This window comes from Longimicrobium sp. (genome assembly GCF_036399935.1).
Lineage (GTDB): Bacteria > Gemmatimonadota > Gemmatimonadetes > Longimicrobiales > Longimicrobiaceae > Longimicrobium.
In genome coordinates this window covers 52,415-77,950 of the sequence record NZ_DASWMD010000054.1, presented here as the reverse complement: position 1 = coordinate 77,950, position 25,536 = coordinate 52,415, and the positions used below count along the sequence as shown (strand labels likewise).

The 25,536-nt window shown below is 70.2% G+C and carries 23 protein-coding genes; 16 read left to right on the top strand and 7 right to left on the bottom strand.

Annotation, left to right across the window (positions count from 1 at the left end; genetic code table 11):
• Window positions 1–108 precede the first annotated feature (108 nt).
• Window positions 109–606, bottom strand: a complete 498-nt coding sequence (locus VGB24_RS16655) for an FKBP-type peptidyl-prolyl cis-trans isomerase (protein ID WP_349263932.1) — start codon at window positions 604–606, stop codon at window positions 109–111.
• On the opposite strand from VGB24_RS16655, the gene VGB24_RS16650 reads away from it, so the two are divergent.
• From VGB24_RS16650 to VGB24_RS16640, 3 genes are all read left to right on the top strand, one after another.
• A complete protein-coding gene (locus VGB24_RS16650) occupies window positions 597–2,369 on the top strand; it encodes an amidohydrolase family protein (RefSeq protein WP_331074072.1) in 1,773 nt (590 codons plus the stop codon). The two genes, VGB24_RS16655 and VGB24_RS16650, sit on opposite strands and share 10 nt — an antisense overlap.
• Window positions 2,366–2,872 (top strand): GNAT family N-acetyltransferase, encoded by a 507-nt coding sequence (locus VGB24_RS16645; RefSeq protein ID WP_331074071.1) that lies wholly within the window; start codon window positions 2,366–2,368, stop codon window positions 2,870–2,872. The genes VGB24_RS16650 and VGB24_RS16645 overlap by 4 nt, the downstream gene beginning before the upstream one ends.
• 197 nt (window positions 2,873–3,069) lie before the next feature.
• On the top strand, window positions 3,070–4,248 hold the full coding sequence (locus VGB24_RS16640; RefSeq protein ID WP_414676731.1) for a Fic family protein: 1,179 nt from the start codon (window positions 3,070–3,072) through the stop codon (window positions 4,246–4,248).
• An 81-nt stretch (window positions 4,249–4,329) separates the two neighbouring features.
• Here VGB24_RS16640 and VGB24_RS16635 read toward each other — a convergent pair whose 3' ends face one another.
• Window positions 4,330–5,499: an acyl-CoA dehydrogenase gene (locus tag VGB24_RS16635; protein ID WP_331074069.1), complete on the bottom strand. Its 1,170-nt coding sequence runs from the start codon at window positions 5,497–5,499 to the stop codon at window positions 4,330–4,332.
• 225 nt (window positions 5,500–5,724) lie between these two features.
• Here VGB24_RS16635 and VGB24_RS16630 point away from each other — a divergent pair, with 225 nt between their 5' ends.
• The 5 genes from VGB24_RS16630 to VGB24_RS16610 all read left to right on the top strand — a co-directional run bounded on the left by VGB24_RS16630 (window position 5,725) and on the right by VGB24_RS16610 (window position 10,768).
• Window positions 5,725–7,077 (top strand): hypothetical protein, encoded by a 1,353-nt coding sequence (locus VGB24_RS16630; protein ID WP_331074068.1) that lies wholly within the window; start codon window positions 5,725–5,727, stop codon window positions 7,075–7,077.
• A gap of 188 nt (window positions 7,078–7,265) precedes the next feature.
• Window positions 7,266–8,204, top strand: coding sequence for an ABC transporter ATP-binding protein (locus VGB24_RS16625; RefSeq protein WP_331074067.1), 939 nt, complete (start codon window positions 7,266–7,268; stop codon window positions 8,202–8,204).
• A complete protein-coding gene (locus VGB24_RS16620) occupies window positions 8,188–9,075 on the top strand; it encodes a hypothetical protein (protein WP_331074066.1) in 888 nt (295 codons plus the stop codon). Before VGB24_RS16625 ends, VGB24_RS16620 begins: the two co-directional genes overlap by 17 nt.
• Window positions 9,072–10,031 carry an ABC transporter ATP-binding protein gene (locus VGB24_RS16615; protein WP_331074065.1) on the top strand — a complete coding sequence of 320 codons (960 nt, stop codon included), beginning with the start codon at window positions 9,072–9,074 and terminating at the stop codon, window positions 10,029–10,031. Before VGB24_RS16620 ends, VGB24_RS16615 begins: the two co-directional genes overlap by 4 nt.
• The gene (locus tag VGB24_RS16610) at window positions 10,028–10,768 is read left to right on the top strand and encodes an ABC transporter permease subunit (RefSeq protein WP_331074064.1); all 741 of its coding nucleotides are present in this window, start codon (window positions 10,028–10,030) and stop codon (window positions 10,766–10,768) included. The genes VGB24_RS16615 and VGB24_RS16610 overlap by 4 nt, the downstream gene beginning before the upstream one ends.
• 77 nt (window positions 10,769–10,845) lie before the next feature.
• Here the strand turns inward: VGB24_RS16610 and VGB24_RS16605 are convergent, their stop codons facing one another.
• Window positions 10,846–11,076, bottom strand: a complete 231-nt coding sequence (locus VGB24_RS16605) for a hypothetical protein (RefSeq protein WP_331074063.1) — start codon at window positions 11,074–11,076, stop codon at window positions 10,846–10,848.
• Between the two features lie 234 nt (window positions 11,077–11,310).
• On the opposite strand from VGB24_RS16605, the gene VGB24_RS16600 reads away from it, so the two are divergent.
• From VGB24_RS16600 to VGB24_RS16570, 7 genes are all read left to right on the top strand, one after another.
• Window positions 11,311–13,203, top strand: coding sequence for a hypothetical protein (locus VGB24_RS16600; protein WP_331074062.1), 1,893 nt, complete (start codon window positions 11,311–11,313; stop codon window positions 13,201–13,203).
• A 14-nt stretch (window positions 13,204–13,217) separates the two neighbouring features.
• Window positions 13,218–14,021: a glutaminyl-peptide cyclotransferase gene (locus tag VGB24_RS16595; protein ID WP_331074061.1), complete on the top strand. Its 804-nt coding sequence runs from the start codon at window positions 13,218–13,220 to the stop codon at window positions 14,019–14,021.
• Window positions 14,022–14,401: 380 nt separating this feature from the next.
• Window positions 14,402–15,109: a hypothetical protein gene (locus VGB24_RS16590; RefSeq protein ID WP_331074060.1), complete on the top strand. Its 708-nt coding sequence runs from the start codon at window positions 14,402–14,404 to the stop codon at window positions 15,107–15,109.
• Window positions 15,109–15,435, top strand: coding sequence for an ATP-dependent Clp protease adaptor ClpS (locus VGB24_RS16585; RefSeq protein ID WP_331074059.1), 327 nt, complete (start codon window positions 15,109–15,111; stop codon window positions 15,433–15,435). Before VGB24_RS16590 ends, VGB24_RS16585 begins: the two co-directional genes overlap by 1 nt.
• A gap of 1 nt (window position 15,436) precedes the next feature.
• Window positions 15,437–17,698: an AAA family ATPase gene (locus VGB24_RS16580; RefSeq protein WP_331074058.1), complete on the top strand. Its 2,262-nt coding sequence runs from the start codon at window positions 15,437–15,439 to the stop codon at window positions 17,696–17,698.
• A 278-nt stretch (window positions 17,699–17,976) separates the two neighbouring features.
• Window positions 17,977–19,269: a tetratricopeptide repeat protein gene (locus VGB24_RS16575; RefSeq protein WP_331074057.1), complete on the top strand. Its 1,293-nt coding sequence runs from the start codon at window positions 17,977–17,979 to the stop codon at window positions 19,267–19,269.
• Window positions 19,270–19,737: 468 nt separating this feature from the next.
• A complete protein-coding gene (locus VGB24_RS16570; RefSeq protein ID WP_331074056.1) occupies window positions 19,738–20,496 on the top strand; it encodes an AraC family transcriptional regulator in 759 nt (252 codons plus the stop codon).
• Here the strand turns inward: VGB24_RS16570 and VGB24_RS16565 are convergent, their stop codons facing one another.
• The 4 genes from VGB24_RS16565 to VGB24_RS16550 form a co-directional block, all read right to left on the bottom strand.
• Window positions 20,497–21,252, bottom strand: a complete 756-nt coding sequence (locus VGB24_RS16565) for a 4'-phosphopantetheinyl transferase family protein (protein ID WP_331074055.1) — start codon at window positions 21,250–21,252, stop codon at window positions 20,497–20,499.
• Window positions 21,245–22,015: a thioesterase II family protein gene (locus tag VGB24_RS16560; protein ID WP_331074054.1), complete on the bottom strand. Its 771-nt coding sequence runs from the start codon at window positions 22,013–22,015 to the stop codon at window positions 21,245–21,247. The genes VGB24_RS16565 and VGB24_RS16560 overlap by 8 nt, the downstream gene beginning before the upstream one ends.
• Before the next feature lie 112 nt (window positions 22,016–22,127).
• Entirely contained in the window at window positions 22,128–22,346 is a 219-nt protein-coding gene (locus VGB24_RS16555; protein WP_331074053.1) for an MbtH family protein, read from the bottom strand.
• A gap of 370 nt (window positions 22,347–22,716) precedes the next feature.
• On the bottom strand, window positions 22,717–23,937 hold the full coding sequence (locus tag VGB24_RS16550; RefSeq protein ID WP_331074052.1) for a PLP-dependent aminotransferase family protein: 1,221 nt from the start codon (window positions 23,935–23,937) through the stop codon (window positions 22,717–22,719).
• Window positions 23,938–24,279: 342 nt separating this feature from the next.
• Between VGB24_RS16550 and VGB24_RS16545 the strand changes: the two genes are divergently transcribed.
• Window positions 24,280–25,242, top strand: coding sequence for a helix-turn-helix domain-containing protein (locus VGB24_RS16545; RefSeq protein ID WP_331074051.1), 963 nt, complete (start codon window positions 24,280–24,282; stop codon window positions 25,240–25,242).
• Window positions 25,243–25,536 lie beyond the last annotated feature (294 nt).

Sequence of the window (25,536 nt, the reverse complement as noted above, 5' to 3'; positions counted from 1 at the left end):
TCTGCGGGTGGTTCACCTGGACGCGGCGGGCCTCGTTCGGCTCCGCGCGCGTCCGCCATCGGCTCCATGTAGGCCTGAACCCCGCCGCAAGTTCCCCCTGCGACCGGATCAGTTGACGGCGAGCAGCTCCACGTCGAAGACCAGCGTGGCGTTGGGAGGGACCGCGCTCCCCGCGCCGCGGGCGCCGTAGCCCAACTCCGGCGGGATGGTCAGGCGGCGGCGCCCGCCCACCTTCATCCCCGCCACGCCCTCGTCCCAGCCGCGGATCACCCGCCCCGCACCCAGGGGAAACTGGAACGGCGTTCCGCGATCGCGGCTGCTGTCGAACTTGCGGCCGTCCACCAGCGTCCCGGTGTAGTGAACGCTCACCTGGTCGCCGCTCTTCGCCTCCTGCCCCGTCCCCACCTGCTCGTCCGTGTACCGCAGCCCCGAGGGGGTCGTCGTTTCTTCCGCCACGTCTGCTCTCCCGGTCAGGTTTCCGTCGATGAACGGCGCTCCCGGCCGCAACACGCGTTCCGCCGTGGTCGATTGCGGCCCTCCGCCCACCGCCGTACTCTGTCCGGCGCCCCAGCAGAAACCCCGTACGCCATCCGCCGATGACCTCACTGGCCCGTTTCGCCGCCGCCGCGCTGCTCGCCGCCGCGCTCCCCTCCGCCGCGGGGGCCCAAGCGTACCCGCCCGCCCAGCGAGCGAGGGACAGCGCCCAGGCGCTCGCCGCGTTCCGAAGCAACATCGCCTCGATCCACGGCCGCGACCGGCCGGCGTACCTCACGCACTACCTGCAGAGCCCGCGGCTGGCGCGCACCGGCCCCGGCGGGGTGCAGTGGGGCTACCAGGGAATGACGGGCGGCGACCCCAACGCGTGGCCCGATACGCTGGTGGCCACCCACTACGAGGTGGTGCCGCTGGCCCCCGGTGTGGTCTACGGCACCTACCGCTACCGCGTGGCGCAGGGCGGCACCAACTCGCGCGGTGTGTCGGAACGGGTGCTGGTCAGGCAGCCGGACGGAAGCTGGAAGGTGGCCGTGAGCACCGCCTTCAACGCGCCCGGAAACGGGCCGGTGCCCGCCGTCGCCTTTACCGGGGCCACGGTGATCGACGGCACTGGCGGGGCGCCCCTGCGCGACGCGACGGTGGTGATGAGGAACGGGCGGATCGCCTGCGTGGGCCGGTGCGAGGTGGGGGCGGACGTGCACGCCATCGACGCGCGCGGAAAGTGGATCATCCCCGGGCTGGTCGACGCGCACGTCCACTACTCCCAGACCGGCTGGGTTGACGGACGCCCCGACGCGGAGGACGTCCGCGCGCGGTTCCCCTACGATTCCACCGTGGCCGCGCTGGAGGCGCACCCCGAGCGCTACTACCGCAGCTACCTGTGCTCGGGCGTCACCGCCACCTTCGACGTGGGTGGCTATCCCTGGACGTGGGGGCTGCGCCGGGACGCGGAAGCCAGCACGGTGGCGCCCCACGTGGCGGCGGCGGGCCCGCTTCTCTCCACCCGGGACCACTGGGTGAACCTTCCCGCGTCTCGCCAGTTCGTCCACACGGCCAGCGACTCGGCGACGCGCGCCGGGGCGCGGATGGTCGCGCACCACGGCAGCGACGCGGTGAAGGTGTGGTACCTGGTGGAGGGGCAGAACCCCGACACCGTGGCGCTCAAGGCAGCCGTCCGCGCCGCCGCCGACGAGGCGCGCCGCGCCGGCCTGCCGCTGATCGTGCACGCCACCGGGCTGTGGGAGGCCAAGGACGCCGTCCGCGCGGGCGCACACCTGCTGGTGCACTCGGTGGACGACGCCATCGTGGACGACGAGTTCATCCGCCTGGCGCGCGAGGCGGGGACCATCTACACGCCCACGCTGACCGTGACGGATGGCTATCGCCAGCTGTACCAGCGCCGCTTCGATCCCCAGGGCCTGCCGATGGAGTGCGTGGACCCCGCCACGCGCGCGAAGGCCGCGCTGACGGACTCGCTCCCGGCGCGCACGCTGGGCCCCGGGTTCGCGGCCTATTTCGAGGGGATCGGACGAACGATGAACGAGAACCTGCGCCGCGTGCATGCGGCCGGCATTCCCGTCGCCATGGGCACCGACGCCGGCAACCCGCTGACGCTGCACGGCGCATCCGTCTACCGCGAGATGGAGGCGATGGCGCAGGCCGGGATGTCGCCCATGGACGTGCTGGTGTCGTCCACGCGCATCGCCGCGCGCGCCATGCGCAGGGACGACATCGGCACGCTGGCGCCGGAAAAGCTTGCGGACCTGGTGGTGCTGGACGCCGACCCCCTGGCCGACGTGCGCAACCTGCGCGCGGTGCGCCTGGTCGTCCGCGCGGGCGAGGTGTGGACGCGCGACGAGTTGGAATACCGGTGATCCGCCCGCTGGACGCCGCCGACGCCGCGGCGTTCCAGGCGCTGAGGCTGCGCGGCCTGCGCGAGTCGCCCGAGGCGTTCGGCTCCACGTACGAGGAGGAGGCGGGGATCCCGCTGGACGAGATTGCCGCTCGCCTGGCGCGCGGGGCTGAGGGAGAGGACGTGGTGTTTGGCGCGTTGGACGATGGCGTGCTTGTGGGTGTGGCGGGGCTGCGGCGCGACCGCCATCGCAAGGCACGGCACCGCGCCCATGTCTGGGGGATGTACGTGGCTCCCGAGGCGCGCGGGCGTGGGCTGGGCCGTGCGCTGCTGGAATCCCTGATCGCGCACGCCCGCACACTCCCGGGTGTGGAGCGGCTGACGTTGAGCGTGGTGCCCGACAACCAGGCCGCGAGGTCGCTGTATCTCCACCTCGGCTTCGTCTCTTACGGCCTGGAGCCCCGGGCGTACCGTCTGGATGGCGAGTACTGGGACTCGGAGCACATGGCGTTGGTCCTCGCATAGCCCTGTCGTGGACCGCTGTTAAATAAAACGCTACTTTTCTTTCATAACGTCCTCGCCTGTGATAGATTCCTTTCATAGCGGGAGAGCCTATGAAAGAAAGCAGCGTGTTTCTTTCATAGCGTCGCTTCCTGTCAAAGGAACCTTTCGCACGGGCTCGTGCCCGATCGTGTGGCCGGGGGGAGCGTAGAGCAATGGACGTGCAGTCGTTCGTATCGGCACGGGCGGGGCGGATCATTCAGCAGCAGGCGGGGAAAGACGGCTTCAGCGCCTTCATTCCCGCACGGCTGCCGCCATTGCCCGGCCTGGAGCTGACCGGCGGGTTACGGGACCTGCTTGAGCAGGCCAGCATCTCGCTCGGCCGGCTGGATGGCGTCTCGGCATCGCTGGACCCGGACCGGTTGCTGTACATCTACGTGCGGAAGGAGGCCGTTCTCTCCAGCCAGATCGAGGGAACGCAGTCCACGCTTTCGGATCTGCTGCGGTTCGAGGCCGAGGGGGCACCCGGGATGCCGCTGGACGACGTGCGCGAGGTGTCGCGGTACGTGGCCGCGCTGCACCACGGGTTCAACCTGCTGCGCGGCGGCCTTCCCGTAAGCCTGCGACTGGTTCGCGAGCTTCACCGGGTTCTGATGCAGGAAGGGCGGGGCAGCACGCGCGCGCCGGGAGACTTCCGCCGATCACAGAACTGGATCGGCGGGTCGCGGCCGGGGAACGCCCGGTTCGTCCCCCCACCTCCGCATGAGATGATGATCGCGCTCGACAACCTCGAGCGCTTCATCCACGACCAGCCGGAGCGCACGCCGCCCCTGCTGAAGGCCGGCTTGGCGCATGCCCAGTTCGAAACCATCCACCCGTTCCTCGACGGCAACGGGCGTGTGGGCCGCCTGCTGATCACGCTGCTGCTGTGCGCCGAAGGAGCGCTCACGCAGCCGTTCCTGTACCTGAGCCTGTACTTCCGCGAGCACCGGGCGCAGTACTACGAGCTGCTTCAGCGTGTGAGGACGGACGGGGACTGGGAAAGCTGGATGGAATTCTTTCTCACCGGCGTGGCCGAGGTTTCAGCCCAGGCGACCGCCACTACGCGGGCACTGCTCTCCCGCTTCGAGAAAGACCGCGAGCGGATACTGATCCGCCGCGGTTCGGGGTCGGTGCTGACGATGTTCGAGTTCCTGCGCGGCCGGGTGATCACCACGATTCCGCGTGCCGCGAGGGAGTTGAACCTTACCCACCCCACGGTGACCACCGCGCTCCGCCGGCTGGAGGACATGGAGATCGTCCGCGAAATCACGGGCCGGCCGCGAGCGCGAGTGTACGTGTACCAGCAGCAGCTGGACATCCTGAACCAGGGCATCGACGGGCAGTTGCTGCCGGACTGAGCGCCTGCGGCTGGGAGAAAAAGTGACGAGGGACACCCGGCCAGCCGGGTGCCCCTCATCACAGAGTCCGCCCATCCCGAACTACTTCATCAGGTTCTTGGCGATGGTCTGCAGCTGCATGTTGCTGGTGCCTTCGTAAATCGAGCCGATCTTGCTGTCGCGGTAGAACTTCTCCACCGGGTACTCGCGCGTGAAGCCGTAGCCGCCGAACAGGTCCACCGCCGTGCTGGCGATGCGCTGGGCCACCTGCGATGAGAACAGCTTGCCCATCGCGGCTTCCTGCAGGAAGGGCAGGCCTGCGTCCTTCAGGCGGGCGGCGTTGTACACCATCAGCCGCGCGGCCTCGAGTTCCGTGGCCATCTGCCCGATCTGGAACTGCACGCCCTGGAAGTCGCCGATGCGCTTTCCGAATTGCTCGCGCTCCTGCACGTACTTCACCGTGGCGTCCAGCGCGCCCTGCCCGATGCCGATCATCTGCGCGCCGATGCCGATGCGGCCCTCGTTCAGCGTTTCGATGGCCGTCTTGTAGCCCTTGCCCACCTCGCCCAGCACGTTCTCGTCGGGGACGAACACGTCTTCCAGGATCAGTTCGGTGGTGCTGCTGGCGCGGATGCCCAGCTTGTCTTCCTTCTTGCCCACCGAGAAGCCGCCGAACTCCTTCTCCACGATGAACGCCGTGATCCCCTTGTAGCCCGCTTCGGGGTTGGCGTTGGCGAAGATGATGAAGATCTCGGCCTCACCGCCGTTGGTGATCCACAGCTTGCGGCCCGTGACCCGAAAGCCGCCGTCGGCCTTGACGGCGCGCGTGGCCAGGGCGAACGCGTCGGAGCCGCTGCCGGCCTCGGAGAGCGCGTAGGCGCCCACCTTTTCGGCGCACAGCTGCGGGAGGTACCTGGCCTTCAGGTCGGCGGAGCCCCAGCGCAGGAAGGCGTTGTTCACCAGCGTGTTCTGCACGTCGACGAACACGCCCACGCTGGCGTCCACGCGCGACAATTCTTCCACCACCAGCGCGGCGGTGAAGAACGAGGCGCCGGTGCCGCCCAGCTCCTCGGGAACCTCGATGCCCATCAGCCCCAACTCGAAGAACTGGGGGATCAGCTCGGGCGACATCTTCTGGTGCTCGTCCATCTCCGTCACCAGCGGACGGACGCTTTCTTCGGCGAACTGCCGGACGGCTTCGCGGAACGCCTGCTCGTCTTCGTTCAGAACCGTCAGCGGGGCGCCGGCGGTGGCCAGGTCAACGCTTGCCATGACTCGCTCGTCTCCATCACGGGGATCAGCCTGCACCCCATCGCGGTGCAGCCGGGGAATATGACACAGGGCACCGAAAACGGCGAGGGGGAGGGATGATCGGACGGCGGACGACGGACCGGCACGGCGGGTGCGTCCGAAACCATCGCGCGGTCAGGACGTAGTTCCCAGTGCGCCGGAACTCCCGGCGAACTGTTCGTACGCTCAGGCACGGGAGATGGGACGATGGATCACAATCCGAGTGGGCCCGGCGACACAGGGGCCGGATCTAGCGGGAGCGGGTACACGGGCGGCGGCGGACCGGGTGCGGGCATTCCCGGCGGCACCGCGGGTTCCAGCGGTGGCACGCCGGGCGGAACCGGCGGCGTGACCGGAGGCCCGGCGGGCGGGCTGGGCGGCAGCGACGTCGGCGGCGGCACGGGTGCGCCGGGGGGGTGGACGGGCGGCACCGGAGGGTCTACCGGCGGTGCGGGCTACGGCGGGACGGGCGCGGGTGGCTCCACCATCGGCGGTGACAAGGCGTACACCGGTGCGACCACGGGCGGCTCCGGCGGCACGGGGGCTCCGATTTCCGGCACACAGGCGGCTTCCGACCTCGGCGGCCACGCGATCCCCGGCGGAGCGGGCGGCGCGGCGGGTGGGTCGACCGGGTCCACGGGGTCGGCCGGCTCCACGGGCGCCGGATCGGCGGGGACGGGGGAGACTGCCGGGAGCGGCCGGCACGACCCCTTCGAGGAGCTGAACTCGCGGCTGGAGTCGGTGTTCGGCGAGCTGCGGCCCCGGATCAAGCAGGCGTTCCAGGACCTGGACTCGCGCGTGGACAGCGCCCTCGCCGACATCAAGCCGCGCGTGCAGGAGGCCCGCGACAAGGCGCGCCCCAAGGTGGACGAGTTCATCGCCGAGGTGCAGCCCAAGATCGACGGGCTGCTGTCGCGCATCCAGGGTGCGCTGGACGGCATCCGGCGCGAGTTCGACGATCGTGCCGAACGCGCGGACGCCCGCAGCCACAGCGCCGAGGGCGGCTCCGGCGCGCCGACCTCGTCCACGGCCAGCACCACGCCGGGCGCGACCGGGGCCACCGGCACGCCGGCTGGCGCCAGCACGCTGACGCCGGACATCGGCACGGCGGGCACGGCCTCCACCGATCCGCTGGCCGGGCTGGGAACCGCGGGCAGCGGCCTCGGATCTTCCGGCTCCTCCGGTCTCGGCTCCAGCGGCCTTGGGTCGAGCGGCTCCTCGGGCCTCGGCTCCAGCGGGCTCGGGTCGTCGTCGGACCTGGGGCTGACCGGCAGCGGGTTCGGATCCACCGGCCCCGGCCTCGGCTCCACCGGAGGCGGCCTCGGGTCGACGGGTTCGGGCCTCGGCTCGGATCTGGGATCGACAGGCTCCGGCCTGGGCTCCACGGGCAGCGGCCTCGGGTCGACGGGCTCCGGCCTGGGATCGGCGGGCGGCTCGACCGGCGCGGGCGGGACGTGGCCCGAGATGTCGGAGGACAGCAAGCGCATCGATCCCCCGCTGGAGCATGGCGGTGGATCGCGCCAGGGTGAGGACCCGGGCGGCAAGACGCCGGGTTTCTGATCGGGCGACGGAACGGAACAGGACGGGCGGGGGCTACGGCCTCCGCCCGTTCGTCTTCGGATCCGGGTGCCGGCCGGCACGCACTCGCGCGGGTGAAACTTACGCAGTAGCTTTCCCGTTACCTCACCCATGCACTTCCCGCCGTCTGGCGGACCATCTCCCTTCCACACACCGCCACAAGGGATCGGATGCCCCTGATCTCCGCTCGCGACCTCACGCACACCTATCCAGGCGGCGTGACGGCGCTTCGCGGGCTTTCGCTGGAGCTGGAACCCGGCATCATCGGGTTCGTGGGCGCCAACGGGGCCGGCAAGAGCACCTTCATCAAGATCCTGCTGGGGCTGCTGACACCCACGTCGGGCGACGTCAGCGTCTTTGGCCTGGACGCCCGTACCCGCGGCCTGGAAATCCGGCAGATGGTGGGCTACATGCCCGAGCACGACTGCCTTCCGCCGGACCTGACGGCCACGGAGTTCGTCGCCCACATGGGGCGCATCTCCGGCCTGCCCCGGGCCGCCGCCCGCGAGCGCGCCGCCGAAATGCTGCGCCACGTGGGGCTGTACGAAGAGCGCTATCGTCCCATCGGCGGATACAGCACGGGGATGAAGCAGCGCGTGAAGCTGGCGCAGTCGCTGGTGCACGATCCGCGGCTGCTGCTGCTGGACGAGCCGACGAACGGATTGGACCCGGCCGGCCGCGAAGAGATGCTGGAGCTCATCCGCCGCACCGGCCGCGAGTTCGGCATCGCGGTGATGGTGTGCTCGCACCTGCTGGGCGAGATCGAGCGCGTCAGCGACTTCCTGGTTGCCATCGACGCGGGACAGCTGAAGAGCGCCGCCGCGCTTCACACCTTCACCGGCGACCAGCAGCTGCTGGCGGTAGAGGTGGACGAGGGGATCGACCAGCTGGTTGCCCGGCTGACGACCGTGGGCATCACCGCGCGCGTGGACCAGGGGATGGTGCTGCTGCCCCTGTCCGACGAGCGCCCGTACGACGCCGTCCGCGACGCCGCGGCAGACCTGGGTCTGGCGCTGGTTCGCATGGAGCGGCGCCGCAACACCCTCCAGGACCTGTTCCGCGCTCCCACCCACGCAACCACCGAGGAGGCGCATGTCGCTCGCGCCTGACGCCGTCGCCGGGGTCATCTATGACATCGGCTATCGGAAGTACGAGGGCGCCCGGCTGGGCCGCGGCTACGCCTTCCGCACGCTGTACGTCCACTCGCTGCGCAGTGCCTTCGGGCTGGGCCGCGGCGGGAGGGCGCTGTGGATCCCGTGGATGCTCTTCGCCTTCATCTGCTTTCCCTCGGCGGTGTCGGTGGCGGCCAGCGCGTTCACGGGCGGCATGGCCAACCTGATGAGCTACGACGACGTGTTCGCGTTCGTGTCGCTCGTGATTGCCCTGTTCAGCGCCGCGCAGGCGCCGGAGCTGGTGAGCCGCGACCAGCAGTACCGGGTGCTTCCCCTCTACTTTTCGCGGCCGCTTCCCGCCCGGGAATATGCGGGCGCCAAGCTCCTGGCGATGTGGACGGCCGTCGTCATCCTGGTGCTTACGCCGCTGCTGATCCTGCTGGTGGGCCGGCTGGCCATGGGGGCCGACTTCGTGGCGGCGGTGAAGGCCGAGTCGAAGTACTTCCTTCCCATCCTGGCAACCCCCCTCGTCGCCGCGCTGGGCATCGGCACGCCGGCCCTGGCCCTCGCCTCACTGGTGCAGCGCCGCTGGCTGGCGACGGCGGCGGCGTTCGGCTTTTTCTTCATCACCGTGCCGATCGCGGGGATCCTCACGGAGATACTGGAGGGCGACGCGCAGCGGTATGCGGTGCTCATCAACCCCATTTTCGCCGTAGGGGGTGCCATCCTTGCCCTGTTCGGGGCCAAGGCCGACGGCGTGCTCAAGGATGCCACCGAGCACCCGGAGCTGTACGGTCTGACCGTGGCCGCCCTGGCCGTGATCTCCATTGCGATCCTGGCCTGGCGCTACCGGAGGATGACCGTATGAGCACGCAGCTCCTGGAATCGCCCTCCGTCCCCCTGCCCGTGTCCTCTGCCGCCGCGCTGGAGCTGCGGAACGTGAGCAAGTGGTACGGCAACGTGGTCGCCGTCAACGACATCACCTTCTCGCTGGGGGCGGGGATCACCGGACTGCTGGGCCCCAACGGCGCCGGCAAGAGCACCATTCTCCACATGATGTCGGGGTTCCTGGAGCCCTCGGCGGGCGAGGTGCTGGTGGACGGGCGCTCCGCGTGGAAGAACCCGGAGATGTACCGCGCGCTGGGGCTGGTTCCCGAGCGCGAGGCCGTGTACCCGTTCCTGACGGGCTACGAGTTCGCGCTGATGAACGCCCGCCTTCACGGCCTCGCCGACGCGAAGGCCGCCGCGGAGCGGGTCATCGACATCGTGGACCTGCGCGGCGCCATGAACCGCCGCATCGGCACGTACAGCAAGGGCATGCGGCAGCGCGCCAAGATCGCCGGAGCGCTGGTCCACGATCCGCGCATCCTGCTGCTGGACGAGCCCTTCAACGGCATGGACCCCACCCAGCGCATGCAGATGATGGATCTGCTGAAGCGGCTGGCGGCGGAGGGGCGCACGATCCTCATCTCGTCGCACATCCTGGAGGAGCTGGACCAGCTCGCGAACAACGTGCTGGTCGTCGTCTCGGGCCGGCTTGCCGCGTCGGGCCACTTCCGCGAGATCCGCCGGCTGATGACGGACCGGCCCCACACCTTCAACCTGCGCTCCAGCGACGACCGGCGCCTGGCCTCGGCGCTGGTGGCACACCCGTCCGTGCACGGAGTGGAGCTGGGAGAACACCTGAGCGTGCGCGCGAGCGACCGCGGGTCGTTCGCCCTGGCGCTGGCCGGCATCGCCCGGACGGCGGGGGTGACGCTGTACGAGCTGCGGCCTACCGACGAGTCGCTGGAAAGCGTCTTCAGCTACCTGGTGAAGCGATGAGCCTGATGATCGAGCGTACCCTGGCCAAGATCGCCATCCGCCAGCTCACGGGAAACCGCAAGGTCTGGTGGGTCGCCCTGCTGGCCCTGCTGCCCGCCCTGATCGCGTTCATCGCGGCCCGCCAGACGGAGCAGTCGATGGAAACCGTGATGGTGGAGACCAGCACGCTCATCGTCTCCGTGCTGCTGCCCCTGCTGGCGCTGGTGGTGGGGACGGGGGTGTTCGGGGCGGAGATCGACGACGGCACCATCGCCTACGTGCTGGGCAAGCCGGTGGCGAGGTGGCGAATCGTGCTTACGCGCATCGTAGTGGCGGGAGCGGCCACGGCCGCCCTGCTGGTGCCCGCGACGCTGCTCGCTGCGCTCGTCGGGTTCCAGCGGCTGGACCCGGACGGCCTGGTGCTGGGCTTTGCGGCCGCGGTGGCCGTGGGCGGGCTGCTGTACTGCGCGTTGTTCGTGGCCCTGAGCCTCACCACGCGGCGCGCGCTGATCGTGGGGCTGATCTACGTGGTGGTGTGGGAGGGCTCGCTGAGCCGCCTGATGCCCGGAACGCGCGCGCTGAGCATCCGCGAGTACACCCTTTCGTTGGCCGAGGCGCTGGCGGGCGGCAAGGACGGCATGATCGCCGCCTCGCTGGATGGGCGCACGGCGCTGATCATGGGAACCGTCGTTGCAGTGCTCGCGACCGCCCACGCCATCCGCCGCCTGAAGCGCTTCGAAATCGGCGAAGCGGTCTGATGTGATCGGCGGATGTAAACGACTCGGGGGACCACGCAAACATCGTGGTCCCGCGAGTCATTTCGGAAGACGTCGGATCACGACCGCCGCTCGTTCTTCCCGCGCGGGAGCCGCCCGATGATCTCCGGAGCGTCGGACGCACGCGAGGCGTCTACGTCGGCCGGAGTGACGGACGCGAGCGGGTTTCCGCTCGATCGAATGCGCTCGCGCGCGACCAGCGCCAGCTCGGCAAGCTTGCGCTGGAACCCGGGCGACTCGCCCATCGCCGGAGCCGTTTGCCCGCCGAGCCTCGGCTTCGGTTCTTCCACATCGCCTCCCGTGAATCAGCGTCTACTTGGGACGCGTGAATGATAGCGCTGTGGACAGTAGGTGGGTAGGCCAAACATAATCGTGCATGCGCGGTCGCCGCAGCCTCCACGCGAGGTTTCTCCTTCGGGTGGGAACAATCCCCGTTCTTTGACGGTCCCACGAGGCTTGCGCGCGGCTGGCATCCGCCGGGTTGGCGTGCTAAATCTCTCGCCGGGCGACACCGCAACCTGATCGTGACCATCCTCATGCGTTTCAACATCGCGGCCCGCGCCGCGCGGGCTTCCGGGCTCGCCGCGCTGGGCCTGCTGATCGCCGGCACGGCGGCCGCGCAGCCGCGCGTGGAATACGAAATCCGCTATCCCAACCGCGTGCACCACGAAGCCGAGGTGACCGCCACCTTCCACGGCGTGCCCGCCGGGCGCCCGCTGCAGGTGCGCATGAGCCGCACGTCGCCGGGGCGGTACGCGCTTCACGAGTTCGCCAAGAACGTCTACGCCGTCCGCGCGGCAGACGGCGCCGGCCGAGCTCTCTCCATCACCCGGCCGGATCCGCACCAGTGGGACGTGGCCGGGCACGACGGAACGGTGCGGGTGACGTACACGCTGTTCGGCGACCGCGTGGACGGCACCTACACGGCGTTCGACGCCACGCACGCCCACATGAACATGCCCGCCACCTTCGTGTGGGCGCTGGGAATGGAGAACGCGCCGGTCCGCGTGCGCTTCGACCGGCCGGAAGGGTGGCGCGTGGCCACGCAGCTGGTGCCTACGCCGGACAGCAGCGTGTTCACCGCGCCGCACGTGCAGTACTTCATGGACTCGCCCACCGAGGTGGGCCCGTTTGACCTGCGGACCTGGACCGTCGCCGGGCCGGGCGGGCGCACGTACACCGTCCGCCTCGCCGTGCACCACCTGGGCACCCCCGCCGAGCTGGACCGCTACGCCGAAAAGGCGAAGAAGGTGGTGGCCGAGCAGATCGCCACCTGGGGCGAGCCCGCGCCGTACGACTTCGGCACCTACACCTTCATCGCCGACTACCTGCCCTGGGCGGACGGCGACGGGATGGAGCACCGCAACTCCACCATCCTCACCTCCAGCAACTCCCTCGCACGGGCCGAGATGGGGCTGCTGGGCACGCTTTCGCACGAGTACTTCCACTCGTGGAACGTGGAGCGCGTGCGCCCCGCCTCGCTGGAGCCGTTCAGCTTCACCGAGGCCAACATGTCGGGCGAGCTGTGGTTCGCCGAGGGGTTCACCAGCTACTTCGACGACCTGTTCATCCGCCGCGCGGGGATCGTAAACGACTCCGGCTACGCGATCTCGGCGGGAGCGATGGCGAACGCGGTGGCCAACGCGCCGGGCCGCCGGTACTTCTCGCCGGTGGAAATGAGCATGCAGGCGCCGTTCGTGGACGCGGCCGTTTCCATCGACCCCCACAACCGCGGCAACACCTTTCTCAGCTACTACACCTGGGGATCGGGGATCGCCTTGGGGCTGGACCTGTCGCTGCGCAGCCGCTTCCGCAACGTCACCCTGGATGACTACATGCGGGCGGTGTGGCGCGAGTTCGGCCGGCCGCAGACGGAGGCACTGGCCCCCGCGCGGCCGTACACGATGGCCGACCTGCGCCGGGTGCTGGGCGAGGTGACGGGCGACCGGGCATTCGCGGACGACTTCTTCGCGCGCTACGTCGAGGGGCGTGACGCCGTGGACTACGCCGCGCTGCTCGGCCGGGCCGGGTTCCTGCTGCGCAAGACGCAGCCGGGGCGCCCCTGGCTGGGCGCGCAGCTCGAGGACGTGCAGGGCGGGGGCGTGCGAATCGCCGGCTACCCGGCGATGAACGGCTCACTCTACGCCGCTGGCTTTACCGCCGGCGACGTGATCCGCACCGTGGACGGGCAGGCGGTCGCCGACGCGGCGGCACTGCGGGCCGTGCTGGAGAGGAAGCGGGCGGGAGACGTGCTCCAGGCAGGGTCCGAAACGCGCGGCGGAACGCGACAGGCAGCGGTGACGCTGGTGGAGAACCCCGCGCTGGAAGCGGTTCCCTACGAGGCCGCGGGAATGCGGGTTACGCCGGAGATGCGCGCCTTCCGCCAGTCGTGGCTGGGTTCCGGAGCCAGGCAGTGAACCAGAAGAATTCGATGAGGACCACCCTTTTCGCGCTCGCGCTGCTGATGATGAACGCGGCATCCTGCGGCAACGACGCAACCGACGACGGTGCCGGGCAGCCGCCGCCGGCTACGGCGCCCGTGCAGGCGGTGGAGCAGGTGCGCAGCTATCCCCACGACTCCACGGCGTTCACGCAGGGGCTGGTGTGGCGCGACGGCACGCTCTACGAGAGCACCGGGCGCTACGGCCAGTCGACGCTGCGTGTCGTCGAGCTGGAGACCGGACGCGTGGTGAAGAAGACGCCGCTTGCGCCGCAGTACTTCGCCGAGGGCATCGCGGCGGTGGGCGACAGCATCTACCAGCTCACCTGGCGCGAGGGGGTGATGTTCATCTACGACCGCCGCACCCTCCAGCCGGCCGGGCAGGTGCAGTACAGCGGGGAGGGATGGGGGCTCACGAGCGACGGAAAGTCGCTGGTGATCAGCGACGGGTCCAGCTACCTGACGTTCCTGGACGCGAAGACGCTCAACCCGCAGCGCACGGTGGCGGTAACGGACGGCGGCACGCCCGTGCACGACCTGAACGAGCTGGAGTGGGTGAAGGGCGAGGTGTGGGCCAACGTCTGGCACACCACGCGGATCGCGCGCATCGATCCGCAGACGGGGCGCGTGAAGGGATGGCTGGAGCTTGCGCCCATCATTCCCGCGCGCGCCGACCCGGAGGCCGTGCTCAACGGCATCGCCTACGATCCGCAGGCCAACCGGCTGCTGGTCACGGGAAAGCTGTGGCCCGCCCTCTTCGAGATCCGCATCCCGTCCCTGGGCGTCGGCAGTTGAAACAACGGTGGGCGGGCGCGCGTAGGGTGACACGCCGGATGCCGGCTGCCTCCACCCGAATCGCCGACCCTCATGCTGGTCCTTCGCATTGTCCTGACGCGCGTGCTCCGGGGGCCCGTGATCCGGCTCCTGAGCCGTGGCTTCCCCCTTCTGCTGCGCGCACTTCGCCTACTTCGGCGCTGACGGGCGGACGGCCGGGCCCCTGTCCCTGAACGGGCGCTCCGCCACACGGCGGAGCGCCCGCCGTCGTAGGGCTTGCCGTAACCCCCTGCAACCGTGCAATTTGCCCGCTGGGCGCCCATCCCGTGGCTCCCCGTTTCGTCCACGCCTTCGCGTGAGATCACCGCTCTTGGGGCCGCACGGAAATCCATGATCCTGAGATGACGCCAGGCACCTCCCACGGCGAGGGCCCGTCTCCGCTGCTTCCCCTTCCTTCCCTCGCCATCGCGCCGCTGTATCCCGGCAGCTTCTTTCCGCCACCGGACGAGGCCGGGCGTGCCCTGCTGGTGGGGGACGTGGAGGGCGGCGCGTCCCTCGCGCGCGCCGTGCTGGAGGGCTCGCCTTCCACGCCCGAGCGATTCGGGGCGCTGCTGGCCTTGGCGGTCGCGGACGGGCTCCGCGGCCGCTACCAGGAGGCGCTGGAGGGGATCGACGCGGCGGAAGCCGCCCTCGGCGAGCCGGACGATGCGCAGCGGGTGCTGGTCCTGGCCAACCGCTCCGCCGCGCTGGTCGGGCTGTGGCGGCTGACGGATGCCGAGCGCGCGGCGGCGGAGGCGCTCAAGGCGGGGCGTCGGATGAAGGACGATCACCAGGCGGCCGTCGGCGGCTTCGCGCGGGCAATGGCGCACCTGGCCCGCGGCCGCCGCGCCGACGCGCGCACGCGGCTGGCGGAGGCCGTTCGCGGCTTCGCCAGGGCGGACGACGTGCTGCGCCAGGTGCAGTGCCACCACCTGCTGGGCGAGATCGCCTACGACGGCGAAGACCCCATCCGCGCCGGCAGCCACTACCGCGACGGGCTGGCGCTCGCCCGGCCGGCCGGGGCGCTGGCCGCGGTGGAACTGCTGACGCTGCGCTTCGAGCACCGCTGATGGCGCGCCACCCGGTGGAGCCCGACGCGGAGGGGCGCGAAGACGTCGCCCTGCAGGAGCGCACCAGGACGCAGCCCCCGCGCATGTACCGCGTGCTGCTTCACAACGACGACTACACCACGATGGAGTTCGTCATCGAGGTGCTGGTGCGCTGGTTCGACAAGGCCGAGCCCGAGGCCATGCGCGTGATGCTGCAGGTGCACCACCTGGGCGCGGGGGTGGCGGGCACCTACACGCGCGACGAAGCCGAGACGCGCATCTCCGAGGTCACGGACGAGGCCCGCGCCCGCGGCTTTCCGCTGCTGCTTACGATGGAACCGGAGTAGGATGTCACAGCCGGCGCTGCGCCCCGAACTGGAGATGAGCCTGCACCTGGCCGTGATGGACGCGGCCCGGCGCGGACACGCGTACGCGGGGCTGGAGCACCTGCTGATGGCGCTGCTCCACGACGACGACACCGCCGACGCGGTCCGCCGCGCCGGGGCAGACGTCGAGCGGCTGCGCGCGCGCCTGGAGCGCTTCCTTTCCGAGCAGATCCAGACGGGTGCCGAGCCGCGCGACACCAGCTCGCCCACGCTGGCGTTCCGGCGCGTCGTTCAGGAAGCCGTGCTGCAGGTGTACCGCTCCGGGCGCGACGAGGTGACCGGGGCGCACGTGCTGGTCGCCATGTTCGACGAGGCCGACAGCTTCGCCGTGCATTTCCTGGGGGAGCAGGGTGTCGACAAGCTGTCGCTGATGCGCACCGCTTCCGACGGCACCGTGCCGGACGGAGAGCACACCGTCCCCGCGGGCGTGGACGGTGACGAGGCGGAGCCTGCCCGCGATGCGCTCGCGAGGTTCGCCACGTCGCTCAACCGCCAGGCCGCGGACGGGCGGCTGGACCCGGTGATCGGGCGCGACAAGGAAATCACCCGCGCCATCCACGTCCTGGCCCGCCGCCGCAAGAACAACCCGCTGTTCGTCGGCGACCCCGGGGTGGGGAAGACGGCACTCGCCGAAGGGCTGGCGCTGCGCATCCACCGCGGCGAGGTCCCCGCGCCCCTTCGCGACGCCGAGATCTTTGCGCTGGACGTGGGCGCCCTGCTGGCCGGCACCCGCTACCGCGGCGACTTCGAGGAGCGGCTGAAGGCCGTGCTGCGCGAGCTGGAATCCCGCCCCGGAGCGGTGCTGTTCATCGACGAAATCCACACCCTGGTGGGCGCCGGCAGTACCAGCGGGGGCGCCATGGACGCCTCCAACCTGCTGAAGCCCGCGCTGGCCGCCGGGCTGCGCTGCATGGGCTCCACCACCTGGGACGAGCTGCGCTCGCACTTCGAAAAGGACCGCGCCCTCGCCCGCCGCTTCCAGAAGGTGGAGGTGGCCGAGCCCTCGGTGGACGACACCGTCCTCATCCTGGAGGGGCTGCGGCCGCGCTACGAGGAGTTCCACGGCGTGCGCTACACCCCCGAGGCCCTCCGCGCCGCCGCGGAGCTCTCCGCCCGCCACCTTCACGACCGCCGGCTTCCCGACAAGGCCATCGACCTGCTCGACGAGGCCGGGGCCGACGTGCGCCTGGCCGGCGCGGAGCCCTACCCGTCCGCCGACCTGGAGAGCGATGCCCGGCCGGAAGTGGGCGTCGAGGTGGTGGAGCGCATCCTTTCGGCGATGGCCAACGTGCCCCCGCGCACCGTCGTGGGGAACGATCGCGAACGGCTGCGCACGCTGCAGCCGGAGCTCCAGGCGCGCGTCTTCGGCCAGGATGAGGCGATTGGGCAGCTGGCCTCGGCCATCAAGCTGGCCCGCGCGGGGCTGCGCGACCCGCGCAAGCCGGTGGGCTCGTTCCTCTTCACCGGCCCCACCGGCGTGGGCAAGACCGAGGTGGCGCGCTCCCTGGCCGAGGTGATGGGGGTGGAACTCATCCGCTTCGACATGAGCGAGTACATGGAGCGCCACACCGTGTCGCGGCTGATCGGGGCGCCCCCCGGGTACGTGGGCTTCGACCAGGCCGGGCTGCTGACCGAGGCCGTCACGCGCGCGCCCCACTCGGTGGTGCTGCTGGACGAGATCGAAAAGGCGCACCCCGACGTCTTCAACCTCCTGCTGCAGGTGATGGACTACGGCAAGCTGACCGACAACAACGGGCGGCAGGCCGACTTCCGCAACGTGGTGGTGATCATGACCAGCAACGTGGGCGCGGAGGAGATCACCCGCCGCCGGCCGGGATTCGGGGCCGGCCCCGCCGGCCCGGGCGACGACGATCGCGCCTTCGAGCGCATGTTTCCGCCGGAGTTCCGCAATCGCCTGGATGCACGGATCGCGTTCGCGCCGCTCTCGCCGGTGGTGATGGAGCGGATCGTCGGCCGCCTCGTGCGAGAGCTGGCCGAGCGCCTGGCGGATCGGCGCGTCACGCTGGAAGTGTCGCCCGCGGCGCGGGCCTGGCTGGCGGAGCACGGGCACGACCCGCTCAACGGGGCCCGCCCGCTGGGCCGGCTGCTGCAGGACCGCGTGGCCCGCCCGCTTTCCGAGGAACTCCTGTTTGGCGCCCTGGAAAACGGCGGCGTCGCAAAGGTGGACGCCGCCGCGGGAGAGCTGTCCATCCAGTATTCCTGATCCCACTGGGCGCAGTCTCTCAGCCCTGACGGAGTGCGGACCTCATCGTGCGACAAGGTGTACATGGTTTGTACCATATGGGGCCAACACGGAAGCGGACACGACCTCTGCGGCATTCGGGATCGTAGCAGTTTGGAAGAGCCGCCATTCTCTGCGCGGGCCTAAATGCGTGTGGAGAAAGAAAATAGTGGCGTTTCGGCACTCTGTTGCATATAGTATACAGTATTGTCACTGTGCTAAGAGAAATTCCAGGGTACACCTGCAAGGAGAATGTCTGGATGAAGACTTCCAGAAATAAGGCAGCCGCACTGCGTGTTCCCCGCCGGTGGCGTACGCCGCCGCCGCTGACCCGCGGCGCGGAGTCGCTGGAGGGGATGGAGATCCTCCGCGAAGTCGGCGGCGAGGTAGGCGTGCTGCTGTGGCAGGCGTACCGTAACGTGATGTTCTGGTCCACCACCGACGAGGGCGAGCGTGGCCACCTGTTCTCGCCGCGCGCCGGCGAGCGGCGGCGGCAGGAGTTGGGCGAGGCGCGGGTTCCGGCGGAGCTCGCGGGCGCGCTCGACGCCGTCGCGACGATGCTGGGGTCGCCCGATGGCACCGGCGGCGGCGAAGTCGCCGACGCGTGCACCGCCATCGCGCGCTGGGCCGAGGAAGAGGGCCACATGAACACGGCCCTGGCGTACACGCAGGCGGCTTCGGTGGCGTCGCCCCGCAACGCGCGCCTGGCCCTGGCGGTGGGGCAGCTCGCCCGCCGCCGCGCTGAGCTGGCGCGCGCCGAGACCTGGTTCCGCCACACCATCATGGTGTCGCGCCAGATCGGCGACTGGGAAGCGTACTCGCGCGCGTACATCGCGCTTGGCAACATGTTCGTGGCGCGCGGCAACTTCCCGGGCGCGCACCGCATGCACATCAAGGCGCTGCGGGCGGCGCGCCGCAAGGGCATGCCCCAGATCCAGGGCATGGCGCTTCACGACCTGTTCGTCATTTCCGATGAGAGTGGACGCCACGAGCAGGCGGAAGAGTATGCTCGCCAGGCTTTCCGCGCGTACGGCACGACGCACCCTTCGCTGCCGTCGCTTGCTCATGACGTCGCGTATTTCTGGATGCAACACGGGTATTTCCAGCGGGCGATGGACGTGTTCCACGTTCTGGAAGGGCATTTGACCACGCCTCGCGAGCGCCTGGTGCTCATTTCGAACCTGGCCCGCGCCGCCGCGGGCGTGGGTAACCGAGATATTTTCAGGAAAGCCTGGACCCAGGTGTACCGCCTGGCCAAGGAGCCGGAGTTGCAGTCGGTCGTGTCTACCGCGCTACTGGAACTCGCTCTGGGAGCCGCGAGCCTGTCCGAGTGGGATCGCGCTGAACAAGCAGGCCAGGAGTCGCTGGAGTTGGCGCAGAAGTTTGGCCACGGCAAAACGCGGTTCCGTGCCGAGGCACTGCTCGATTCAATCCGAACGGGCCGAGCCGCCCAGGAGCGTGGCGCCGTTGGCCGTGCGTCACCGAAAGCCGATGCGCTAGCCTCCGACTTCGTTCGGAGCCTTGGCGGATCGCAGTCCACAGTGGGCGTGTAAGCAAACAGAACTCCCCGCAGGTTTTGCCCGCGGGGAGTTCTGTCGAATTGCGCCGGGGATCAGCCGCCGGACCCAAGGTAGCCGCTACACCGCGTCGCTCCCGTCACGGGGTCGGTTTCCCAGCTCTTGCATTGCGCAGCCTCTTCGCGCGAGGCGCCGGCGGGCTCCGCTTCGGGAGTGGTCGGGGAGTTGCCGCAGGCACCCAGGGCGCCGATCGCGAGGACTGCCAGGAAAAGCCGGGCGAGTTTCATCTGTGCTCCGATTTCGTGCTGGGAGGTTTTGTTCGAATGGGCTGACGGGAGGTTGTGCCCGAGGTACGTCTGAAACTTGCGTGTGGACGCCCCCCTGCGCCCATTCTCCTGCGCCACCTCACCGATTATTAACAGACAAGTCATGCTTTCGCCTGGGCGCTCGCTGCTTGTGTTGCACTCTAACGGTGCATTTCGGGAGCACCTGGGGCGGTTGGGCGTGCGCGGCTATCAATGTTCGTTCGTGGCCACGTGGGACCGCCTGCGGGAAGCCGTAGTCGAGGCGCCCCCCACCGCCATCCTGGTCGTCGACCCGTATTCCCCCGCCAGGCCCGGCTCATGCCGGCTCTCCAGCGACCTTCGCTCGCTCCTGCTGGAGTTTCCCTCGGCCACCGTGCTGGCGGCCATGGACGTGCCGCCGGGGCGGTCGGGCGACCTGCGCACGCTCGGCGAGTGGGGCGTCACCGACGTCATTTGCCTGGACGAGGACGACACGCCCGAGGCGGTGTACCGCCGGCTCCGTTCGGTAGAGGGGCGCACCCTGCAGGCGCTCCTGCAGCGCACGCTTCCGCCCATGATGTCGGGGCGCGCGCGGATGCTGATGATGACGGCGGCCGAGGTGGTGTCGGTGGGGGGGAAGGGGCGCGACCTGGCGCGACGGCTTCACCTGTCGGAGCGCACGGTGCTGCGATGGGCGGAGCGGGCGGGGCTCCCGGCGCCCCGGCGGATGCTGGCGTGGATGCGGATTTTGCTGGCGGCGGTGCTGCTGGACGATCCCGGCCGCACGGTGCTCAGCGTGGCGCACGCCTGCGGCTACTCGTCTGACAGCAGCTTGCGCCGTGCGATGCAGGACTTCCTGGGGACGGGGCCCTCGGCGCTGCGGAAGGAGGGGGCGTTCGGGCGTGCGTCGCGGGTGTTCCTGGGCGAGCTTTCCATCACACGGGCGGGGCGGCGCGACCGCTACTCGCTCCGGTTCTGATCAAGGGGAAGCGAGGTCGAAGTCCAGGAGCAGCGGGCGCCATCCGGCGCCCTGCACCACCAGCGCGCCCACGTAGCCGGGGCCCGGGTGAAGCTCCCGCATCGTCCAGCGCCCGGCCTCATCGGGGGCGCCGCGGGTGGCCAGCAGCCGGGCCGGGTGGCCGGGGAGGAACGAGACGTCGAACCGGTCCAGCGGCATCGAAAGCCCCTCGCCGACGGCCTTGATGTACGCCTCCTTGCGCGTCCAGCACTGGTAGAACGCAAGGTCGCGCTCCCCCTCGGGCACCGTGGCGAACAATTCGTTCTCGGGCGCGGAAAAGAAGCGCCGGGCGATGTCGATGCCGTCGGGCATCGGCTTCAGCTGCTCGAGGTCTACCCCGATCTCCCGCCGCAGCGTCACCGCGTACAGCGCCAGGTCTCCCGCGTTCGACACGTTGAACGACACCCCGGACGCCGCGGCCATCCCGTCCAGCGCGGGCTTCTGGTACGGGCTGAGGCGGTAGGCAAGCGCGGCCGGCGGCACGCCGGTGTAGCGCGACAGGATCTCCCGCTGGATGCCCCGGCCGGCCACGAACGCCTGGCGCAGCCCGGGAAAGCGAAAGCGGTCCGCCCGGGTCCGCTCATCAGCGGATAGGTGCGCCTCCAGCCTGCGCAGCACCGCGTCCGGCGGCCGCAGCGAGGCGCGCCACACGTGCACCTCGTCGGCCGCGAGCGCAGGGCCCGCGGGCGGCGCCGGCGCCCAGGCGTGCTCAGCCACCGCCAGCCACGATCGGCTGCAGCTCGCGCGCGAGGGCCGCGAGCACCTGGTCGCGATCGCCGTTCAGGAAGAAGTGGTCGCCGGGGAACATCTGCACGCGGAACTCCCCCGACGTCTGCTCCCGCCAGGCTTCTACGTCGCCGCGCGGCACCTCGTCGTCCCGCTCGCCGCCGAATGCCGTGATCGGCACGTCCAGGGGAGGCTCGGGATCGTACCGGTACGTTTCGCCCAGGGAGAAGTCGGCGCGGATCACCGGCTCCAGCAGCTCCATGATCTCGGCGTTCGCCAGGATCTCCTCGGGCGTGCCGTTGTAGCGGCGCAGGGCGGCGATGAACTCGTCGTACGGCAGCGCGTGGATGGGCGGCTCGTCGTCCGTCACCTGCGGGGCGGGACGCCCGGACGCCACCAGCAGCCGGGGCATGGGCCCGCCCGCGCGGCGAAGCCGCCGCGCCACCTCGAACGCCATCAGCCCGCCGTTGCTGTGGCCGAACAGCACGAAGGGCTTGTCGAGCAGCGGCGTCAGCTCGCAGTGAATCGCGTCGGCCAGCTCGTGGAGGTTGCCGATCGGCGTTTCTCCGATGCGCGCCTCCCGGCCCGGCGGCTGTACCCCCACGACCTCCACCTCCGGGGGCAGGCCACGCGGCCAGGTGTTGAAGATGCTCGCCCCGCCGCCCGCGTAGGGAAAGCAGAATAGCCGCACGCGGGCGGCCGGGTTGGGGCGGGGGACGAGGGTCCATCGGTTCAGCGATCCGGCTCTGCTCATGGCGTCGTTGCGTGCCGCCCGGACCGGGATCCGCGCGGCGTGTGGGTGGGGCGAGCCCAATGCCCCCCACCGCGGGCGTCGATGCGGCGGGGGGTGTCGGTGGTGGCGGGCCTCAGCCCAGGCCCTGCTGCTGCATCTTGTCGCGGAGGCTCTTGGGACGCATGTCGGTCCACACCTCCTCGATGTAGGCCAGGCACTCGGGCTTCAGTCCCTGCTTCCCGGCCTTGCGCCAGCCCAGGGGCAGCTCGCGGTCCGCCGGCCAGATGGAGTACTGCTCCTCGTCGTTCATCACGACCTCGTAGATCGTGGTGTCTTCGCGCTCGTCGCTCATGGTGTGGCCTGTGGAATGGGTACGTGGCGGGCCGGCGTCCCGCTCCGGCGGCGCGGAATGTAACACGCTTGCCGCTGGTTTTGAAACACCTCGGTCGTGCCCCGGCGGAACGGATCCACCCGTAGACACCATCCACCAACAGGCTCGGCGGCGCGGCGGCTTCTTCGGCCGGCACGTGGGGTGATCGAAACGCCACCGCGCGCACGTTTCGCTGTTGGTCTCGTCCGCGAGCAGCGCCCCCGTGTCCTCCTGGCCGCCACGCCTTTCGAGCGTGGCGTCTGCCGGCCGTGGATGGAGGTTGTGGAAGCACGTGGACGCGGGGCGGCGCCCGGGACGGAACGGGATTTGGGGGGTGACGGCCGACGGAGGGTCAGGCGTGGCTGCGAAGCACCTCTCCCAAGCGGGCGATGCCCTCGCGGATGCGGTCCGGGGCGGAGAAGGTGTAGTTCAGCCGCATCCCGCTGCGTCCCGCAGTGCTTCCCGGGAGGGCGAACGCCGAGCCGGGCACGTAGGCCACGCCCTGTTCGAGCGCCGGCAGCAACAGCGCGCCGGCATCCATCTCCCCGGGCAGCTGCACCCAGATGAGCCCGCCGTGGCGGGGAATGCTCCACCGGGTGCCTGCGGGAAAGTGGCGGGCGACTTCGGCGATCATCAGGTCGCGGCGGGCGCGGTACTCCGCCCGCACCCGTTCGAGGTGATGCTGAAAGTGCCCGGAGTCCAGGTACGCCGACACCACCCGCTGGCTGAAGGTGCTGGTGTCGAGGTCGCACCCGTCCTTGGCGCATCCCAGCACCGGCACCAGCGGCTCGGGCGCCACGATCCATCCCACCCGAAACCCCGGCGCCAGCACCTTGCTGAACGATCCGACGTACAGCACCCACTCGTCGTCCAGTGCGCGCAGTGGCGGCTCGGGGCTGCCGTAGTGAAGCAGGCCGTAGGCGTCGTCCTCCACCAGCGGAACACGGTGGCGCCGCACCAGTTGCACCAGGCGCCGGCGCTTGGCGGGGCTCAGGCTGCATCCCAGGGGGTTGTGGCCGTCGGTGACGCAGTAGATGAACGCCGGCCTCTCTCCCTCCTCCAGCCAGGCTTCGACGGCGTCCACGTCCATCCCCGTCTGCAGGCTGGTGCCGACGGAAAGGATGCGGGGCGCGTACGGCTCGATCACCTGCTGGAAGCCCATGTACACCAGCTCTTCGCAGATCACGGTGCCGCGCGGCTCCAGGAACACCCGCGCGAGCAGGCTGAGCGCCTGCTGGGCCGCCGTGGTGATGAACACCTGCTCCGGCCCAACGCGCACGCCGCGGCTCGCCATCACCCGAACCACGTGCTCCTTGAGCTCGGGGTGCACGGACCGGTACTGCAGCGCGCTGGGGTCGGTGCCGAGCACGTGCTCCGCCGCGCGGGTGTATTCGGCGATGGGAAACAGCTCCGGAGCGGGAAGGCCCAGCGCGAACGAGATCACTCCCGGCCGGGCCATCAGCCCCATCATCGCCTGGATGGTCGACGGGCGAACCGCCGCGGTCCAGGAAGCCAGCGGCAGTCCCGCGATCTCGGGCGGCGCGGCCGGGCGGGGGACAGCCAGAGTATGCATGTCGGAGTGCGACGGGGGAGTGGCGGCGAGGGTGTACTCGAAAGGCTAAACCGATCCTCTGGTATTTGCAATAGTGTGTCGGACAATGTGTGGGGCTGGTGCCGGGCGCTCCCCCGGGGAGCGGCGCACGGCTGCGCCGCCCGACCGCATCCGGCACATACATGAGCCGCCACCGCCCGGACGCCATGTGGAAACCCAGACCGCGAGAAGAAATCCAGCACCCAAGCGGAAAGTCGTGAGATAGAGCTGGACGTGGCGGCGGAAAGTGATTACGTTGATTGCTGTTGGCGTCATACGCCAGACGGCCAGGCTGGTGATGAACCCGGAACGACAGGCACAAGCATGCAACCGATCGCCCGTCCGCTGATCGTCCTGCACTCCGACGGGGTGTTCAAGGAACGAGTGCGGAAAGTGGGAACCCATCGCTTCAAGACCCAGTTCGTGGAGGACTGGGACGAGCTGCGCACGGCGCTCAACGAGTCGCCGCCGGCGGCGCTGGTGGTGGTGGACCCGTACACCCGCACGTACGGCACCGAGACCGAGCTGGCGCCCGAGCTGCGCTCCATCCTGTGGGAGTTCCCCACGGCCACGGTGATCGCCGGGCTGGAGGTGCGCCGCGGCCGCGTCCGCGACCTGCGCACGCTGGGCGAGTGGGGCGTCAAGGAGGTGATCGCGCTCGACGAGGAAGACACGGTCGAGGCCATCTCGCGCCGCCTGCGCAGTGCGCAGGGGCGCCCGCTTCAGAGCCTGCTGGAGCGCTCGCTGCCCAGCAACCTTTCCGGCCGCGCCCGCGCCCTGCTGATGGCCGCCGCCGAGGTGGTGGCCGAGGGCGGCCACGGCCGCGACCTGGCGCTGCAGCTCAAGCTTTCCGAGCGCACGCTTCTGCGCTGGGCCGAGCAGGCCGACCTTCCGCCGCCACGCCGCGTGCTGGCGTGGATGCGCGTGCTGCTCGCCTGCGAGCTGCTGGACGATCCCGGGCAGACGGTGCTGAGCGTGGCCTACACCTGCGGCTACGCCTCCGACAGCTCGCTGCGGCGCGCGGTGCAGGAGTTCACGGGCGTCATGCTCACCCAGCTGCGCAAGCAGGGCGCGTTCGCCACGGCGTCGGAAAAGTTCCTGGCCGAGCTGGAGGCCGCCCGCGAGGAGGGCCGCATCCGCCGCAAGGAGACCAAGGCGGCGGATGACGGCGACTTCCCGATGTCGCGCATCCATCCTCCGCACGAGGAAATGACGCTGGCCGCCACGCTGGCGCCCAGCCCCGAGCGCCCGCGCCGCCGCGGCCGCCGCAAGGCGACCGCGCAGTAGGCTCGTCAGGTTTCCATATCAGCAAGCAGGCCCGCACCCATCGGTGCGGGCCTGCTTGCGTATGGTCCGAACAGTCTGGCGGACGGCACGACAGCCTGTCATCCTGAGGCCCAGGCGCACCCGGTTGACCCGTACGATGATCCACGCGGGGCGAAGGATCTAGCATGGGGCACGTACCAGCTCGGGCGCGGTAGCGGTCACCGTACTCGATGCCTCGGCTGCCGTGGGGCCCTCACCCGGCCGCGCTGACACGCGTGCCACCCTCTCCCACAAACAGCGTGGGAGAGGGGGTAC